This is a genomic window from Pseudomonas sp. LS.1a (assembly GCF_022533585.1).
GTDB lineage: Bacteria > Pseudomonadota > Gammaproteobacteria > Pseudomonadales > Pseudomonadaceae > Aquipseudomonas.
In genome coordinates, this window is record NZ_CP092827.1 from 5,313,904 (window position 1) to 5,330,737 (window position 16,834).

Here is a 16,834-nt window from a genome sequence, read left to right on the forward strand (position 1 = left end):
CTCTCAGTTGGAAATCTCGTGGCCCTTGCGCACCACGCGCTTGGGCAGGTCACCGCCCAGCCAGTAGGCCAGGTCGGCTGGGCGTTCGATCTGCCAGGCGACGAAGTCGGCGACCTTGCCCACTTCCAGCGAGCCATGGCTGTCGCCCAGGCCCAGCGCCGTGGCCGCGTGCACGGTGACACCGGCCAAGGCTTCTTCTGGGGTCATGCGGAAGCAGGTGCAGCCCATGTTCAGCATCAGACGCAGCGACAGCCCTGGCGAGGTGCCGGGGTTGAGGTCGCTGGCCAGGGCGATCTTCACGCCGTGGCGGCGCAACGCGTCCATCGGCGGCAGCTGGGTTTCGCGCAGGAAGTAGAACGCGCCCGGCAGCAGCACGGCGACCGTGCCAGCGTTTGCCATGGCAATGGCGTCATCCTCGGTCATGAACTCCAGGTGGTCGGCTGACAGCGCCTGGTAGCGCGCCGCCAGGCTGGAACCGTGCAGCGAGGACAACTGCTCGGCGTGCAACTTGACCGGCAGGCCCAGCTCGCGCGCCTTGATGAACAGCCGCTCGACCTGGGCCGGGGAGAATGCCAGGTGTTCGCAGAAGGCATCCACGGCGTCCACCAGGCCTTCGGCGGCCAGGGCCGGCAACATTTCGTCGCAGATATGCGCGATGTAGTCGTCAGCCCGGCCGGCGTACTCCGGCGGCAAGGCGTGGGCGGCCAGGCAGGTGGCGCGCACCGCCAGCGGCAACTCGTCGGCCAGGCGCCGGGCCACGCGCAGCATCTTGCGCTCGTTGGCCAGGTCCAGGCCGTAGCCGGACTTGACCTCGATGGTGGTCACGCCGTCACGCATCAGCGCCTGGACCCGCTGGCGAGCACTGGCGAACAACTCGTCCTCGCTGGCCGCGCGGGTGGCCCGCACGGTGCTGGCGATGCCACCGCCCTGTGCGGCGATTTCGGCATAGCTCACGCCCTGCAGGCGCTGCTCGAACTCACCGCTGCGGTTGCCACCGAACACCGCATGGGTGTGGCAGTCGATCAGCCCCGGGGTGACCCAGGCGCCGCCCAGGTCCACCGTACGCTCGGCCTCCACCGACGCCAGCTCGGTGCGTGGGCCGATCCACTCGATCAGCCCGGCGTTGGTGACAATGGCCGCGTCCTCGATGGCCGAGTAACGGCCCTCGGCCATGGTTGCCACATGGCAGTGCTGCCAGACGGTTCTCATACATTTACTCCTGTACTAGCGGTGCAGCTCGGCCGGTTGCGCTGCCGGCTGGCCCTGCCCTGCGCGCGGCTTGCACCACAGCAGGTAGGACGCCACCAGGAACACCACCCAGACCACGCCGACAAGCAATGCCGCCTGGGTATCCGGGAAGTAACCGAGCACGCCAAAGATGAACACCATGAACGCAATGGCCATGGCCGGGCCGTAAGGCCAGAACGGTACCGGGAACTGCAACTGGGCCACCTGTTCACGGCTCATGCTGCGGCGCATGGCCACCTGGGTGACCAGGATCATCAGCCACACCCACACGGTGGCGAAGGTGGCGATCGATGCGATCAGCAGGAACACGTTCTCCGGGATCAGGTAGTTGAGCAGCACACCGATCAGCAGCGCAGCACCCATCACCACCACGGTCATCCATGGCACGCCGTGCTTCGACAGCTTGCTGAAGCCGCGCGGGGCATGGCCTTGCTGCGCGAGGCCGTACATCATGCGACCGGCGCCGAAGATGTCGCTGTTGATGGCCGAGATCGCGGCGGAAATAACCACGACGTTCAGCACGGCGGCGGCGGAACCGATGCCCAGGTTGCTGAAGATCTGCACGAACGGGCTGCCCTGGCTGCCGATTTGTGGCCATGGGAACAGGCACATCAGCACGAACAGGGTGAGCACGTAGAACAGCAGGATGCGCAACGGCACGGCGTTGATCGCCTTGGGGATGACCCGCTGCGGGTCCTTGGCCTCACCGGCGGTGACGCCGATGATCTCGATGCCGCCGAAGGCGAACATCACCACGGCAAAGGAGGCGATCAGGCCACCCACGCCATTGGGCATGAAGCCACCGTGGTCGAACAGGTTGCTGACACCCACGGCTTGCCCGGTGCCAACCTGGCTGAAGCCGAATGCCATGATGCCGAGGCCGGCCAGGATCATCGCCACGATGGCGCCGACCTTGAGCAGCGACAGCCAGAATTCCATTTCGCCAAAGACCTTGACGTTGCACAGGTTGAGGCCGCCGATCAGGAAGACGATGCCCAGCACCCAGATCCAGCGGGCCACTTCCGGGAACCAGAAGCCCATGTAGATACCGAAGGCGGTAACGTCGGCGATGGCGACGATGACCATCTCGAAGGCGTAGGTCCAGCCGAGGATGAAGCCGGCCATGGGGCCGAGGTAGGTGCTGGCGTAGTGGCCGAACGAGCCGGCAACCGGGTTGTGCACGGCCATTTCACCGAGCGCGCGCATGACCATGTACACGGCGGCGCCACCGATCAGGTAGGCCAGCAGCACGGCTGGGCCGGCCATCTGGATGGCCGAGGCGGAGCCGTAGAACAGGCCCGTGCCGATGGCGGAACCGAGGGCCATGAAACGGATGTGGCGGGCACTCAGCCCGCGCTTGAGACCTTGAGCTTGTTGCATGTCACGTCCTTGAATTGTTTTTGTGGTCGTGAGATCGAGGGGGCCGCCATGCTGCCCAATCGCGAGCAAGCTCGCTCCTACAAGGGAATGCGTTGCCTTTGTAGGAGCGAGCTTGCTCGCGATGGGCCGCAACGCGGCCCTAGGGGCATTACAGGCTTGGCAGCACACCCGCCGGCAGCAGGCCGGTCAGGCTACCCTTGGCCAACAGTTCCACGGCCTTTTCGATGTCGGGCGCGAAGAAACGGTCACGGTCGTAGTGCGGCACTTCGCTGCGCAGCGCCTGGCGCGCCTGCTCCAGCTTGGCGGAAGTCTTCAGGCCCTTGCGCAGGTCCAGGCCCTGGCAGGCGCCCAGCCATTCGATGGCCAGCACGCCACGGGTGTTTTCGGCCATTTCCCACAGGCGCTTGCCGGCAGCCGGGGCCATCGACACGTGGTCTTCCTGGTTGGCCGAAGTTGGCAGGCTGTCGACGCTGTGCGGGTGCGACAGGGCCTTGTTCTCGCTGGCCAGGGCAGCAGCGGTGACCTGGGCGATCATGAAGCCGGAGTTGACCCCGCCGTTTTCCACCAGGAACGGCGGCAGCTGGGACATGTGCTTGTCCATCATCAGCGAGATACGGCGCTCGCTGAGCGAACCGATTTCGGCGATGGCCAGGGCGATATTGTCGGCGGCCATGGCCACCGGCTCGGCGTGGAAGTTGCCGCCGGAAATCACGTCACCCTCGGCAGCGAACACCAGTGGGTTGTCCGATACGGCGTTGGCTTCGATGCCCAGTACCTCGGCGGCCTGGCGCAGCTGGGTCAGGCAGGCGCCCATGACCTGCGGCTGGCAACGCAGCGAGTACGGGTCCTGGACCTTGTCGCAGTTCTTGTGCGACAGCGACACTTCGCTGGAGTCGCCCAGCAGGTCACGGAAGCAGGCAGCAGTGTCGATCTGGCCACGCTGGCCGCGCACTTCGTGGATGCGCGCATCGAACGGCGAGCGCGAGCCCAGTGCGGCTTCGACACTCAGGCCGCCGCAGGCGATGGCGGCGGCGTACAGGTCTTCGCCCTGGAACAGGCCACGCAGGGCATAGGCGGTGGACGCCTGGGTACCGTTGAGCAGGGCCAGGCCCTCCTTGGCGGCCAGGGTCAGCGGCTCGAGGCCGGCCACAGCCAGGGCTTCGGTGGCTGGCAGCCACTGGCCCTTGTAGCGGGCCTTGCCTTCACCCAGCAGCACCAGCGACATGTGCGCCAGCGGGGCGAGGTCACCGGAAGCGCCCACCGAACCCTTCAGCGGGATGTGCGGGTACACTTCGGCGTTGACCAGGGCGATCAGCGCGTCGATGACTTTGCGGCGGATGCCGGAGAAGCCACGGCTGAGGCTGTTGATCTTCAGCACCATGATCAGCCGCACCAGGTCGTCATCCAGCGGCGCGCCGACACCGGCGGCGTGGGACAGCACCAGCGAGCGCTGCAGGTTTTCCAGGTCGTGGCTGGCGATGCGGGTCGAGGCCAGCAGGCCGAAACCGGTGTTGATGCCGTAGGCGGTACGGTCTTCGGCAATGATCTGCTCGACGCAGGCAACGCTGGCGTCGATGGCCGGCGCGGCGCTGGCGTCCAGTTGCAGGCGCACGGGCGCGGCATGGATGGCGCGCAGCTGGGCCAGGGTCAGGGTGCCGGGCTTGAGGGTCAATTCGGTCACTTCACTACTCCAATCGCGTGGAGCCGCAGGCCCGTTTTCTGGTGCCTGCGCGCCCCTTCTTGTTGTTCAGTATCACCCTTGTGGGGTGCGATCCAAAGCGTGGCGATCAGCCAGTGATCATCGGCAGGTCCAGGCCCTGCTCCTTGGCACAGTCGATGGCGATGTCGTAACCGGCATCGGCATGACGCATTACACCGGTCCCTGGGTCGTTGGTCAGCACGCGCGCGATACGCGCGGCGGCTTCATCGGTACCGTCGCAGACGATGACCATGCCCGAGTGCTGGGAGAAGCCCATGCCCACGCCACCACCGTGGTGCAGCGAAACCCAGGTAGCACCGCCGGCGGTGTTCAGCAGGGCGTTGAGCAGCGGCCAGTCGGAGACGGCATCGGAGCCGTCACGCATGGCTTCGGTTTCACGGTTGGGGCTGGACACCGAACCGGAGTCCAGGTGGTCACGGCCGATCACGATCGGTGCCGACAGCTCGCCGCTGCGTACCATTTCGTTGAACGCCAGGCCCAGCTTGGCGCGCAGGCCCAGGCCAACCCAGCAGATACGTGCCGGCAGGCCCTGGAAGCTGATGCGCTCGCGGGCCATGTCCAGCCAGCGGTGCAGGTGGGCGTCGTCGGGGATCAGTTCCTTGACCTTGGCGTCGGTCTTGTAGATGTCTTCGGCATCACCGGACAGCGCCGCCCAGCGGAACGGGCCGATGCCACGGCAGAACAGCGGGCGGATGTAGGCCGGCACGAAGCCCGGGAAGTCGAAGGCATTGGTCACGCCTTCTTCCTTGGCCATCTGGCGGATGTTGTTGCCGTAGTCGAAGGTCGGGATACCCTGCTTCTGGAAGTCGAGCATGGCTTGAACATGTACGGCCATCGACTGCTTGGCGGCCTTGACCACGGCAGCCGGTTCGGTCTGCGCACGGTCGCGGTATTGTTCCCAGGTCCAGCCGGCCGGCAGGTAGCCGTTCAGTGGGTCGTGGGCGCTGGTCTGGTCGGTGACCATGTCCGGGCGCACGCCACGCTTGACCAGCTCTGGCAGGATTTCGGCAGCGTTGCCGTGCAGGGCAATGGAGATGGCCTTGCCTTCGGCGGTGTACTTGGCGATGCGTGCCAGGGCGTCGTCGAGGTCAGTGGCCTGCTCGTCGACGTAGCGGGTTTCCAGGCGGAAGTCGATGCGGCTCTGCTGGCATTCGATGTTCAGCGAGCAGGCACCGGCCAGGGTGGCGGCCAGAGGCTGCGCGCCGCCCATGCCACCCAGGCCGGCGGTCAGTACCCACTTGCCTTTCAGGCTGCCGCCGTAATGCTGGCGACCGGCTTCGACGAAGGTTTCGTAGGTGCCCTGGACGATGCCCTGGCTGCCGATGTAGATCCAGCTGCCGGCGGTCATCTGGCCGTACATGGCCAGGCCCTTGGCGTCCAGTTCGTTGAAGTGTTCCCAGTTGGCCCAGTGCGGCACCAGGTTGGAGTTGGCGATCAGCACGCGCGGGGCGTTGCTGTGGGTCTTGAACACGCCAACCGGCTTGCCCGACTGTACCAGCAGGGTTTCGTCGTCTTCCAGGCGGGTCAGGGTCTCGACGATCTTGTCGTAGCAGGCCCAGTTGCGCGCGGCACGGCCGATACCGCCGTACACCACCAGTTCTTTCGGGTTTTCCGCGACCTGTGGATCGAGGTTGTTCATCAGCATGCGCAGTGGCGCTTCGGTCAGCCAGCTTTTGGCAGTCAGCTTGTTGCCACGTGGGGCACGGATCTCAACGTCACGGTATTTGTTGTTGTCGGTCACGGGAAAGGTCCTCTACGGTCGTCCGCGGGCGGGTATGTCGTGGTAGATATACAAACACATCTTTACTTGTATGTACAAGCATGGACAACCAAAATAATCGGACCTTTCCGCTGAGCGGCAAAAAAGCCGGGGCCGCTGCGCGGCCCTTCGCGGGCTTGCCCGCTCCCACAGAGCGCTTCACAGCCTTCAAGGCTTGCGCTGTACCTGTGGGAGCGGGCAAGCCCGCGAAGGGCTGCGCAGCAGCCCCGGCTATCTCAACTTGGAATGAGTTCGATCAGGCAGCAGCGCCCCTGCACATCCAGCCCCAGCAACTGGTCATTGCCCTCCAGCCGCAAGCAGTCATACAACCCCAACCGCTGCGTCTCACGCCCGGCGATGCCAACCTCGACCTGGCTGCTGGCTGCGAACAGCAACACCGTCGACGCCGAGCTGTACAAGCGGCTGGTGCCATCGAACCACTGCAACCGCGCCCGGTAGCGCTGCGGTGCATAGATCAGGTTGAAATCGCGGATCGCCCCGCCCAGCAGCTTGCAGCTGACCTGGCTCTCGCCGCTGAAGGCAAAGGCATCGAACGGCAGCAACGGCCGGCTGGCCTGGCCGTCGACCAGCAGGCGCATACCGTCGCCCTGCAGCACGGTGATGATCCGCTGGTAGCCGGCGAAGGTGGAAAAGCCGCCGGACTCCTCGATATCGGCAATCGACAGGCGCCAGCCAAAGCCGTCCAGGCCCTCGCCACTGTCGCGGGTAATTTCTTCGGTGAAACCGCCACCGTTCTTCCACGGCATGCGCGGGTAGTCCTGCGCACGCAACAACTGCAGCTGACTCATTTACTGAAACGTCCTTCCAGGCGATGACGGGAACCGGGGTGGATCAGCCGCGCGGCGGTCACCGGCTGGCGGCCGGACCAGGTGCGACGGCGGATAAGCAGGCAGGGCTCGCCCCGCTCGATCTGCAACAGGCGGCATTCTTCCGGCTCGGCCAGGATCGCCTCGACCACGTGCTCACCCTCGGTCAGCGGCGCCACCTGCGACAGATAGGCGTAAGGCGTCTGCCGGGTGAAGTCCTGCTTGAGGTACTCGGGGGCAATCGCCGCATTGACGTAGCGGTCCTCGATCTGCACCGGCACGCCATTCTCGAAATGCACGATCAGCGAGTGGAACACCCGCTGGCCTTCACGCATGTCCAGGGCCAGGGCCCGCTCGGAACCGGCCGCTTCCTCGGTGAGGGTGATCACCTGGCAGCTATGCTGGTGGCCACGCGCGGCAATTTCGTCGGCGATGTTGTTGACCTCGAACAGCGCCGAACGCCCCTTGGGCTCGGCCACGAAGGTACCGACCCCTTGCATGCGCACCAGCAGGCCTTCGGCGGTGAGTTCGCGCAGGGCGCGGTTGATGGTCATGCGGCTGAAGCCCAGCTCGCTGACCAGTTCGCTCTCCGAGGGTACCCGGTGATGCGGTGGCCAGCTGCCATTGTCGATCTGCTGGATGATCATCTGTTTGACCCGGGCGTACAGCGGCGCCGGGCCCTCGCCCATCTGGGCAACCAGCGCGGAGACAGGAGGTGTCGGCACGGCGTTGGATCCTTGTGCAAATGGAATGAGCGGTAGCTTGCCGCAGTTTACCCGGCAGGCAAACGCCTGTATATGTATATACAAGTTAACAATAACAGGATTTTCACCGATGTCCGCCTACTTTGCCGAACGCGCCCTGCTGCCCACGGGCTGGGCCAGCCATGTCCGTATCGAGGTCACCCGCGATGGCCACGTGGCCCGCATCGAGCCGGGCGCCTCGGCCGAGGGCGCCGAGCGGCTGGCCGGCCCGCTGCTGCCCGGCATGCCCAACCTGCACTCGCATGCCTTCCAGCGCGCCATGGCAGGGCTGGCGGAGGTCGCCGGCAACCCCAATGACAGTTTCTGGACCTGGCGCGACCTGATGTACCGCCTGGTCGGCCAGATCAGCCCGGAGCAGCTGCAGGTCATCGCCCGCCAGCTGTACATCGAGATGCTCAAGGCCGGCTATACCTCGGTCGCCGAATTCCACTACGTGCACCACGACCAGGCCGGCAAGACCTATGCCGACCCGGCCGAACTGTCCCGCCGCATCAGCGCAGCCGCAGCCGACAGTGGCATTGGCCTGACCTTGCTGCCGGTGCTGTACAGCCATTCAGGCTTCGGCGGCCAGGCCCCGAATGACGGGCAACGGCGCTTCATCAACTCCACCGAGCAATACCTGCAACTGCAAGCGCAACTGGCCCCGCTGCTGGCCGCACAACCCGCACAGCAACTGGGATTGTGCTTCCATTCGCTGCGGGCGGTGACGCCCGGGCAGATCGCCGAGGTGCTGGCAGCCAGCGACAAGCAATGCCCGGTGCATATCCATATCGCCGAGCAGCAGAAGGAAGTCGACGACTGCCTGGCCTGGAGCGGCCTGCGCCCGTTGCAGTGGCTATACGAACATGTGGACGTGGACCCACGCTGGTGCCTGGTGCATGCCACCCATGCCGAGCCGGATGAAGTTACGGCCATGGCTCGCAGCGGCGCGGTAGCCGGGCTGTGCCTGACCACCGAGGCCAATCTGGGCGACGGGATTTTCCCGGCAGTGGACTACCTGGCACAGGGTGGGCGGATGGGCATTGGTTCGGACAGCCATGTGTCGCTGAGCGTGGTGGAGGAGCTGCGCTGGCTGGAATATGGCCAGCGGCTGCGCGACCAGCGGCGTAACCGCCTGTATCGCGGCGACCAGCCGATGGTCGGGCGCACGCTGTATGACGCTGCGCTGGCGGGCGGTGCACAGGCGCTGGGGCAGGCGGTCGGGGAGCTGGCTGTGGGCAAGCGCGCCGACTGGCTGGTGCTCGACGGGCAGGACCCTTACATCGCCATGGCGGACGGAGATGCCATTCTCAACCGCTGGCTGTTTGCCGGGGGCGATCGCCAGGTGCGGGATGTGATGGTGAATGGGCAGTGGGTGGTGCGCCAGGGGCGGCATGCGCAGGAAGAGGAAAGCCGGTTGGCGTTTGCCGAGGTACTGCGGCAGCTTTTGGGCTGATCTACCGGCAGTTCTCTCGCATTCGCGTGTGAACCCGCTCCCACAGGTGAGGCGCTGAACTCAGATGCGGTGCAGTACCTGTGGGAGCGGGTTTACCCGCGAACACCGGCGAAGCCGGTGCCATACATCGCGGTTGCGGGTAGGCCCACACCCACAACCACTCTGAACCTCAGTGCCTCTTGACGATCTGCTGGTCCGACGCGCGCCAGATCAGGCGGCTGGTGTCATACCCCTGTTGCCGTGCTCTGGACATCAGGTTCTCGCGCTCCCAGGCCGGTAGCGTCGGCGTACGCGAAAGGATCCACAAGTGCTTGCGATCCGGGCTGCCGACCACCGCCGTGCGGTAGCGTTCATCCACATACAGAATCCAGTACTCGCCCCTGGCCACACCTGGCACCAGCTTGGTGAACCAGTTGTCGAACTCGACCCACAACTTGTCAGTGTGCCCCGGCTCCTGGATGCTCGCATGCCCTTCGGCGCGCAGCCATTCGTCACCCATGGTACGGCAGCGGTTGAGCACGCCGAGGCTACCATCCAGTTTGAGGTTGTAATGCGCCTCGGACTGTTCGCAGCCGGTCTGGTAGCGCATGGGCAGGCGCGCCAGCTCGTACCATTTGCCCTGGTAGCGCTTGAGGTCGATGTGGCCAGCGGTCTTCGGCGCCAGCGGATCGTGCACGGAGCCGGCACAACCACCAAGCAGCAACGCCAGGCATACCCCCATCAGCAGATACAGACGCCTCATTTGAGACCCTGCCCTGAATACATCAGTACCTTGTCTGCAGCGTACTGCACGCTGATGAAGCTCTTCTCGTCCCCCCAGGTGCAGCTGCTCATGCCCAGTGCGCCAGAGCACTCGGTCGGCGTGCCGAGCAACTGCTCGACCTCGGCCTTGTTCATACCGGCCTTGATCTTGGAATAGTTTTCCTGGTTGATCTTGCTGCAGGCAGTCAGGACGACGCACAGCGACAACAGGGCGAGGGAACGCAACGACATGAAGGACACTCCTGAAGAGGGGATACAGGCGAGTGGCCTGTAGTGACCTTCGACGATAAAAACCCTCCCAGGTTCCCTGCCCTCCCTCCTCTACCCCTACGCCATTGGTCGGATGGCCACTACTGTGCGATTAATCACAAAGGAGTATCCCGACCAAACAAAAAGGCCGCCCCGTGCAGGGGCGGCCTTGCGTCGCGATGGCCTGCGCAGCAGACCACAAAACCTCAGAATCTGGAGCCTGGCTCCAGCAAAAAGTCCATTTCTTCACTGGTGCTCGGCCGCTCCAGCACCAGGTTGCGGTGCGGAAAGCGCCCAAACCGGGCAATCACCCGTTGGTGCTGCTCGGCATAGTCGAGGAAGCCTTCGAACAGCCGGCGGTTGGCTTCGGGCTGCTCGTCCAGCAGCAACTGGTAGCGCTCGACGCACAGGTTCTGCCAGTCAAGCACTTCGGCATGCTCCAGCACCAGCAGCACGAACACCCGCTGGATCGGCAGCAACTGGTAATCCCAGTTCTTCTGCAAACCCTGCATCGCCACCACCTGGGCACGCCGGTCGCCCTCGAAGGCGCGCGGCGTGTCGCGGTAGATCATGCGTGGCAGCTGGTCCAGCAGGATCAGCAGGCCCAGCCAGCCCTGCGGGCTTTGCTGCCACTCGTCGAGCCCACCCGCCAGGGCGTGCTCGACCAGCTCGCCAAACAGCGCATGGGCCTCGGCATCGTGATGCTTGCCGAACCACAGCGTGCTCTTCTCGTCAGCCACGGCCTGGGGACTGGTGCCCCAACCGAACCACCACTCCAGCAACGGCTGCCAAGGTGCGAGCATGACTTACTCCTTGTGGTAGGCGGTGACGCGCTCGACCTCTTCCTTCGAGCCGAGGATTACCGACACACGCTGGTGCAGGCTTTCCGGCTTGATGTCGAGGATGCGATCGTAACCGTTGGTGGAGGCGCCGCCAGCCTGTTCGATGATGAACGACATCGGGTTGGCTTCGTACATCAGGCGCAGCTTGCCCGGCTTGCTCGGCTCGCGGGCGTCACGTGGGTACATGAACAGGCCGCCACGGGTCAGGATGCGGTGCACGTCGGCCACCATCGAGGCGATCCAGCGCATGTTGTAGTTCTTCTTCAGCGGGCCGGTCTCGCCTGCCAGCAGCTCGCCCACGTAACGCTGAACCGGGGCTTCCCAGTGGCGCTGGTTGGACATGTTGATGGCGAACTCGGCGGTGCTTTCCGGCACGCGGATGTTTTCGTGGGTGAGGACGAAGCTGCCCAGTTCGCGGTCCAGGGTGAAGCCCTTGACGCCGTTGCCCAGGGTCAGGATCAGCATGGTCTGCGGGCCATAGATGGCGTAACCGGCGGCGACCTGCTGGGTGCCTGGCTGCAGGAAGGCATTTTCGTTCAGGGTTTCGTTCTGGCTCAGATACTCGTTAGGGCAACGCAGTACCGAGAAGATGGTACCGACCGAAACGTTGACGTCGATGTTGGACGAGCCGTCCAGCGGGTCGAAGACCAGCAGGTAGGCGCCTTTCGGGTACTTGCCCGGAATCTGGTAGGCGTTGTCCATTTCTTCGGAGGCCATGCCAGCCAGGTGGCCGCCCCATTCGTTGGCTTCCAGCAGGATATCGTTGGAAATCACGTCCAGTTTCTTCTGGACTTCGCCCTGCACGTTTTCAGTGCCCATGCTGCCCAGCACACCGCCGAGGGCGCCTTTGGACACGTGATGGCTGATTTCCTTGCACGCACGCGCCACCACTTCGATCAGGAAGCGCAGATCGGCAGGGGTATTGTTGCTGCGGGTCTGCTCAATCAGATAGCGACTCAGGGTAACGCGGGACATGTATGGCTCCGAAAGGATTGGGGGATGAAAAACCCACGCAGTTTACAGGGAGAGTTGCGGGCTAGCGAGTGATGAGACTCGCCACGGCTCTCAGACGGCACAATAGGTCGGTAGTTCAGCGTGCGCCAGGCCGGTGGTCTGGTTGTAGGCCTCTTCGCGGGTAAACCCGCTCCCACAGGGACTGCACAGGTTTCCGAGGCTGTGCAATTCCTGTGGGAGCGGGTTTACCCGCGAAGAGGCCAGGGCAGGCTTACCTCAATCCAAAGCCTTCCAGATCTCGCTGGCATACTCCCGAATGGTCCGGTCCGACGAGAACCAGCCCATCCGCGCAGTGTTCAGCACCGCCATGCGCCACCACTCCTGCGGCGTGTGCCACAGTTCCTCGACCCGCCGCTGGGCATCCCAGTAAGCGTCGAAATCGGCACACACCAGGAAGCGGTCATGGCCCACCAGCCCATCGATCAACGCGCTGTAGCGCGACGGGTCGTCCGGCGAGAACACCCCGCTGCGAATGGCCTGCAGCACGTCGCTCAGGCGGCTGGACGCGGCAATCGCCGCACTGGCACCGAAGTCCCCGGCACGCCGCCGGGCTTCCACCTGCTGCGCGGTAAGGCCGAAGATGAACATGTTGTCGGCGCCCACCTGCTCGCACATCTCCACGTTGGCGCCATCCAGGGTGCCGATGGTCAGCGCGCCGTTCAGGCCGAACTTCATGTTGCTGGTACCGGAGGCTTCGTAACCGGCGGTGGAAATCTGCTCGGAAAGGTCCGCCGCCGGGATGATGCTTTCGGCCAGGCTGACGTTGTAGTTGGGCAGGAACACCACCTTCAACAGGCCACGCACGGTCGGGTCGTTGTTCACCACCCGGGCGATGTCGTTGGCCAGCTTGATGATCAGCTTGGCCTGGTGGTAACTGGCCGCGGCCTTGCCGGCAAAAATCTTCACCCGCGGCACCCAGTCGGTACCGGGGTCGTTGCGCATGGCCTGGTACAGCGCCACGGTATGCAGCAGGTTAAGTAACTGGCGCTTGTACTCGTGGATGCGCTTGACCTGCACATCGAACAACGCCTCGGGGTTCACCGTGACACCCAGGCGGTCCTGGATGATGCTGGCCAGGGCACGCTTGCTGTGCAGGCGCTGGGCAGCGAACTGCTTGCGGAAGCCGCTCTTGTCGGCGAACGGCACCAGGCCGGCCAGGCGCCCTTCGGGGTCGTCCAGCAGCTCCGGCCCCAGCGCCTCGACCAGCATCGCGGTCAACTGCGGGTTGGACTGGTACAGCCAGCGGCGGAAGGTAATGCCGTTGGTCTTGTTGTTGATCCGTTGCGGGTAGAGCTTGTGCAGCTCGGCGAACACCGTGCTTTTCATCAGTTTGCTGTGCAGCGCCGACACACCGTTGACGCTGTGCGAGCCGAGGAACGCCAGGTTGCCCATGCGCACCCGGCGGCCGTTGTCCTCCTCGATCAGCGATACCGCCCGCAGCACGTCGAAGTCGTGCAGGCCTTTCGCCCGCAGCGCGTCGATGTGGTAGGCGTTGATCAGGTAGATGATCTGCATGTGCCGCGGCAGCATGCGTTCCATCAACGCCACCGGCCAGGTTTCAAGGGCTTCGGGCAGCAAGGTGTGGTTGGTGTAGGCCAAAGTGCCGACGGTCAGCTCCCAGGCGGTATCCCAGGGGATTTCATGCTGGTCGACCAGCAGGCGCATCAGCTCGGCGACGGCGATCGACGGGTGGGTGTCGTTGAGCTGGATGGCCGCCGCGTCCGGCAGGTTGAGCAGGTTGTCGTGCATGTTCAGGTGGCGGCGCAGCAGGTCCTGCAGCGAGGCCGAGACGAAGAAGTATTCCTGGCGCAAGCGCAGCTCCTGGCCAGCCTCGGTGCTGTCGGCCGGGTACAGCACCCGCGAAATGCTTTCGGCCCGTGCCACCTCGGCCACCGCGCCCAGGTGGTCGCCGGCGTTGAAGCGCTCCAGGTGCAGCTCCTCCAGCGCCCGCGCACGCCACAGGCGCAAGGTGTTGACGCTGGCCCCGCGCCAACCGACCACCGGGGTGTCATAGGCCACCGCCCGCACGGTCTCGCCCGGCCACCACACCTGGCGCTGCTGGCCATGGGTGTCGTGCACCGTTTCGACGCTGCCACCAAAGCTGATCGGGTAGATCACCTCGGCGCGCTCGAACTCCCAGGGGTTGCCGAAATCCAGCCAGTTCTCGGTCTGCTCCTGCTGCCAGCCATCGACCATGGCCTGGCGGAACAGCCCGTGTTCGTAGCGGATGCCATAGCCGTGGGCGGCGATGCCCAGGGTCGACATGCTCTCCATGAAGCACGCCGCCAGGCGGCCCAGGCCACCGTTGCCCAACGCAGCATCGGGTTCGAGCAGGCGGATGCGCTCCAGGTCCACGTCCAGCCCTTCCAGCGCTTCGCGGGCAATATCGAGCAGGCCCAGGTTGCTCAGGCTGTCGTACAGCAGGCGACCGATGAGGAATTCGAGGGAAAGGTAATAGACCCGCTTCTGGCTTCGGCGATAAGCCTGGCGGGTGTGGTCCATCCAGTGATCGACCATGTGATCGCGCGCGGCCAGGGCAATGGCTTCGAACCAGTCGTGGTCGAAGGCGTGCTCCGGGTCCTTGCCGACCGCGTAGGTCAGCTTCTTCAATACAGCGGCGCGAAATTCGGCCACCTCGGCGTCACGTGCTTTGGGTTCCTGGGACATGCGGCATCCTCTGGCAAGTTGACGAAAGCGGAGGGAGACTGTTGAGCCTAGCCCCTTCGACAGGGAGTGACAGTTACCGTTCGCAGTTTTCATGCCCACTCTGCGATTCCGGCAAAAGGTTGTTCATAAATTGAACAATTCCGGTATGATCGCGCGCCCCAAGACCGTGATACACCCCTATAACGATGAAAACGACCCTGATCGCCGCGGCCGAAGTCGACCGCCTGGAGACCTGGCAGCGCTACACCAGCAACATGTGCCATGGCTGCCATTCGACCTGCTGCACCCTGCCGGTGGAGGTGAAGATCAAGGATCTGATCCGTATCGGCGTGGTCGACGAGTTCGAGAAAGACGAACCGCCGAAGAACATCGCCAAGCGCCTGCAGAAGGACGGCATCATCGAACGCTTCAACCAGAAGTCGGGGATCTTCACCCTGACCCGGATGAGCAATGATGACTGCCTGTACCTGGATCGTAAAAGCCGGCTGTGCACCATTTATGACAAGCGGCCGGACACCTGCCGCAACCACCCCAAGGTCGGGCCGAGGCCAGGTTATTGTGCTTACAAGCCAAAGGTGGCCTCACGCTAGGTCAACCTTTCATCTCCCACCTGCAGGGAAGCTTCTGCACGAACCACCCTGGTCCATCGGCGGATGTTCAGGATAGGTGTGCGGCAGCACACTGACCGAGCTGGTTGCGATGAAGCCGTCAGCGAATTTCGCCTCGACGAACTGCGCCTGCCAGCCTGCCGCCGGTGCCGTGCGTTGCAGGGTAAACTGCTGCACAGGCGCGAGTGTCTCGGCCTGGTAGCGCACCCCACAGGCATAGCGGAAGTCACGGTCCTGGCTGTTGCTCGCCGTCCAGACCTTAACCGCCACTGGCGGCTCGGAGAATTCGACGGTCATCTGCCCGCCTTGCCCGTTCGGCGACACCTGCACGCTTGGCAGAGGGGCCCCATCGCGCAAGCGCGTCACCGCAGGTACCAAGGTACTGACTACCGCTTGACGCACCCCGCCATGGTCAGAGTTCGGCAATACCCTGAGGCTGGTCTGGCCCGGCAGGCGCTGCTGATAATCGGTGACCGGGTCAGGGGCGAAGAAATCGTCACCACTGGCGGACACCAGGTACTTGGGAATGGCCAGACGCTGCCTTTTCTCGTTCAGGTACTGCATCGGGTCCATCATCGCCATCAGCCGCTCAAATGCCGGGGTGCCCAGCTGCTGCAGGACACCAGCCTGCTGGTAGGAACCCAGCGCCAAGGGCCAGTGACCACCATAACGCTTGCGCAATCCGGCCAGCATGTCCGAAGTATCCGCGACGTCGATCACACTGGGCACGATGGCCATCACCCGCTCATCGGCCAATGCCGTGAGCCATGCGCCCCAGCCGCGCTTGGAGGCACCCGTGATAATGAAGCGGTCCACCGTGAGCCCTTGCCTTGCCAACTCTTGCTCGGCCAGATCCATCGCCCGGCTCGCTGCCGCGGCCATCGGCACGTGCAGTGGCAATTCCGGCGCGGCGCTGCGTAGCGCATGAGCCCAGGTATGGGCCACGGCGTCATCCTCGCGCAAGGGCTTCTCGTTATCGTTGAAGGTCACGTACTGATTGGGCACATCGCTGATCATGACCACGGCCATCCGTGCCTTGAGGGCGACTTCGCGTAATGCCTCGCGGGTATAGTCAGGAGTTTGCGCCGGCCCGAACCGTACACCGTTGTTCACCACCAGCAGGGCTTTGCCGGGCACGGCATTGTGCGGGATATGCAGCTCGACATCATGCTCCCAGCGGCGCGGCTCAACCACCGGCGCTGGCTCCCAAACCTGGGAAACCATCTGCAAGCGACGGAACACATAACCAGGCTCGGAGGTTTGCTCGAGCAATACGGCTTCCAAGGGTGCCTGACGCACCTTGCCAATATGGCACTGGACAACATCCTGCGGACGCAGGCTGGCGCAGTCCTGCATGGTGCAAGCCTGCAAGCCAGCCATCAGGCAGGGGATGGCCAGCGCTAAACGGTAATTCATGTGAATGCTTCCTGCTTCGAGAAAGCACTTCACGCTAGGCATCACAACAAGTGCGCACAAGTCGCAAAAGGCCGTGAAAGATGTAACCTACATCATCTTGAGATATCACCTACAAAAAAACCTGCGTCAGACGAACAAAAACG

The 16,834-nt window shown here is 64.1% G+C and carries 14 protein-coding genes; 2 read left to right on the forward strand and 12 right to left on the reverse strand.

What is annotated here, in order from left to right; all coding sequences use genetic code 11:
* Positions 1 to 3: 3 nt before the first annotated feature.
* The 6 genes from hutI to hutC form a co-directional block, all read right to left on the reverse strand.
* The gene (hutI, locus tag MKK04_RS24480) at positions 4 to 1,209 is read right to left on the reverse strand and encodes an imidazolonepropionase (protein WP_241106054.1); all 1,206 of its coding nucleotides are present in this window, start codon (positions 1,207 to 1,209) and stop codon (positions 4 to 6) included.
* Between the two features lie 15 nt (positions 1,210 to 1,224).
* Positions 1,225 to 2,628, reverse strand: a complete 1,404-nt coding sequence (locus tag MKK04_RS24485) for an amino acid permease (RefSeq protein ID WP_207828382.1) — start codon at positions 2,626 to 2,628, stop codon at positions 1,225 to 1,227.
* A 148-nt stretch (positions 2,629 to 2,776) separates the two neighbouring features.
* Complete coding sequence (gene hutH / locus MKK04_RS24490) at positions 2,777 to 4,309, reverse strand: histidine ammonia-lyase (protein WP_063912025.1); 1,533 nt, start codon at positions 4,307 to 4,309, stop codon at positions 2,777 to 2,779.
* Between the two features lie 106 nt (positions 4,310 to 4,415).
* Positions 4,416 to 6,089 (reverse strand): urocanate hydratase, encoded by a 1,674-nt coding sequence (hutU, locus tag MKK04_RS24495; RefSeq protein ID WP_207828380.1) that lies wholly within the window; start codon positions 6,087 to 6,089, stop codon positions 4,416 to 4,418.
* A 254-nt stretch (positions 6,090 to 6,343) separates the two neighbouring features.
* Positions 6,344 to 6,916 carry a HutD/Ves family protein gene (locus tag MKK04_RS24500; RefSeq protein WP_063912026.1) on the reverse strand — a complete coding sequence of 191 codons (573 nt, stop codon included), beginning with the start codon at positions 6,914 to 6,916 and terminating at the stop codon, positions 6,344 to 6,346.
* On the reverse strand, positions 6,913 to 7,623 hold the full coding sequence (gene hutC, locus MKK04_RS24505; protein WP_177328482.1) for a histidine utilization repressor: 711 nt from the start codon (positions 7,621 to 7,623) through the stop codon (positions 6,913 to 6,915). Before hutC ends, MKK04_RS24500 begins: the two co-directional genes overlap by 4 nt.
* 145 nt (positions 7,624 to 7,768) lie before the next feature.
* Here hutC and MKK04_RS24510 point away from each other — a divergent pair, with 145 nt between their 5' ends.
* Positions 7,769 to 9,133, forward strand: a complete 1,365-nt coding sequence (locus MKK04_RS24510) for a formimidoylglutamate deiminase (protein ID WP_207828369.1) — start codon at positions 7,769 to 7,771, stop codon at positions 9,131 to 9,133.
* A 169-nt stretch (positions 9,134 to 9,302) separates the two neighbouring features.
* Here the strand turns inward: MKK04_RS24510 and MKK04_RS24515 are convergent, their stop codons facing one another.
* The 5 genes from MKK04_RS24515 to MKK04_RS24535 form a co-directional block, all read right to left on the reverse strand.
* Positions 9,303 to 9,875, reverse strand: coding sequence for a lipocalin family protein (locus MKK04_RS24515; protein WP_207828367.1), 573 nt, complete (start codon positions 9,873 to 9,875; stop codon positions 9,303 to 9,305).
* Entirely contained in the window at positions 9,872 to 10,126 is a 255-nt protein-coding gene (gene bamE, locus MKK04_RS24520; protein ID WP_003249234.1) for an outer membrane protein assembly factor BamE domain-containing protein, read from the reverse strand. The genes MKK04_RS24515 and bamE overlap by 4 nt, the downstream gene beginning before the upstream one ends.
* 224 nt (positions 10,127 to 10,350) lie before the next feature.
* A complete protein-coding gene (locus MKK04_RS24525) occupies positions 10,351 to 10,947 on the reverse strand; it encodes a DUF924 family protein (protein ID WP_063912031.1) in 597 nt (198 codons plus the stop codon).
* Positions 10,948 to 10,950: 3 nt separating this feature from the next.
* A complete protein-coding gene (locus MKK04_RS24530; protein ID WP_016712457.1) occupies positions 10,951 to 11,961 on the reverse strand; it encodes a class 1 fructose-bisphosphatase in 1,011 nt (336 codons plus the stop codon).
* A 255-nt stretch (positions 11,962 to 12,216) separates the two neighbouring features.
* The gene (locus tag MKK04_RS24535) at positions 12,217 to 14,667 is read right to left on the reverse strand and encodes a glycogen/starch/alpha-glucan phosphorylase (protein WP_207828358.1); all 2,451 of its coding nucleotides are present in this window, start codon (positions 14,665 to 14,667) and stop codon (positions 12,217 to 12,219) included.
* Between the two features lie 185 nt (positions 14,668 to 14,852).
* Here MKK04_RS24535 and MKK04_RS24540 point away from each other — a divergent pair, with 185 nt between their 5' ends.
* A complete protein-coding gene (locus MKK04_RS24540; protein WP_046613485.1) occupies positions 14,853 to 15,257 on the forward strand; it encodes a YkgJ family cysteine cluster protein in 405 nt (134 codons plus the stop codon).
* A gap of 9 nt (positions 15,258 to 15,266) precedes the next feature.
* Here the strand turns inward: MKK04_RS24540 and MKK04_RS24545 are convergent, their stop codons facing one another.
* Complete coding sequence (locus MKK04_RS24545) at positions 15,267 to 16,691, reverse strand: PhoPQ-activated pathogenicity-related family protein (RefSeq protein WP_241106055.1); 1,425 nt, start codon at positions 16,689 to 16,691, stop codon at positions 15,267 to 15,269.
* Between the last annotated feature and the right edge of the window lie 143 nt (positions 16,692 to 16,834).

Coding starts and splice junctions, on each gene's coding strand:
- MKK04_RS24540 (WP_046613485.1), top strand. CDS start 14,853: ATGAAAACGACCCTGATCGCCGCGGCCGAAGTCGACCGCCTGGAGACC.
- MKK04_RS24510 (WP_207828369.1), top strand. CDS start 7,769: ATGTCCGCCTACTTTGCCGAACGCGCCCTGCTGCCCACGGGCTGGGCC.
- hutC (WP_177328482.1), bottom strand. CDS start 7,623: ATGGGCGAGGGCCCGGCGCCGCTGTACGCCCGGGTCAAACAGATGATC.
- hutI (WP_241106054.1), bottom strand. CDS start 1,209: ATGAGAACCGTCTGGCAGCACTGCCATGTGGCAACCATGGCCGAGGGC.
- MKK04_RS24545 (WP_241106055.1), bottom strand. CDS start 16,691: ATGAATTACCGTTTAGCGCTGGCCATCCCCTGCCTGATGGCTGGCTTG.
- MKK04_RS24525 (WP_063912031.1), bottom strand. CDS start 10,947: ATGCTCGCACCTTGGCAGCCGTTGCTGGAGTGGTGGTTCGGTTGGGGC.
- MKK04_RS24485 (WP_207828382.1), bottom strand. CDS start 2,628: ATGCAACAAGCTCAAGGTCTCAAGCGCGGGCTGAGTGCCCGCCACATC.
- MKK04_RS24515 (WP_207828367.1), bottom strand. CDS start 9,875: ATGAGGCGTCTGTATCTGCTGATGGGGGTATGCCTGGCGTTGCTGCTT.
- bamE (WP_003249234.1), bottom strand. CDS start 10,126: ATGTCGTTGCGTTCCCTCGCCCTGTTGTCGCTGTGCGTCGTCCTGACT.
- MKK04_RS24530 (WP_016712457.1), bottom strand. CDS start 11,961: ATGTCCCGCGTTACCCTGAGTCGCTATCTGATTGAGCAGACCCGCAGC.
- MKK04_RS24500 (WP_063912026.1), bottom strand. CDS start 6,916: ATGAGTCAGCTGCAGTTGTTGCGTGCGCAGGACTACCCGCGCATGCCG.
- MKK04_RS24535 (WP_207828358.1), bottom strand. CDS start 14,667: ATGTCCCAGGAACCCAAAGCACGTGACGCCGAGGTGGCCGAATTTCGC.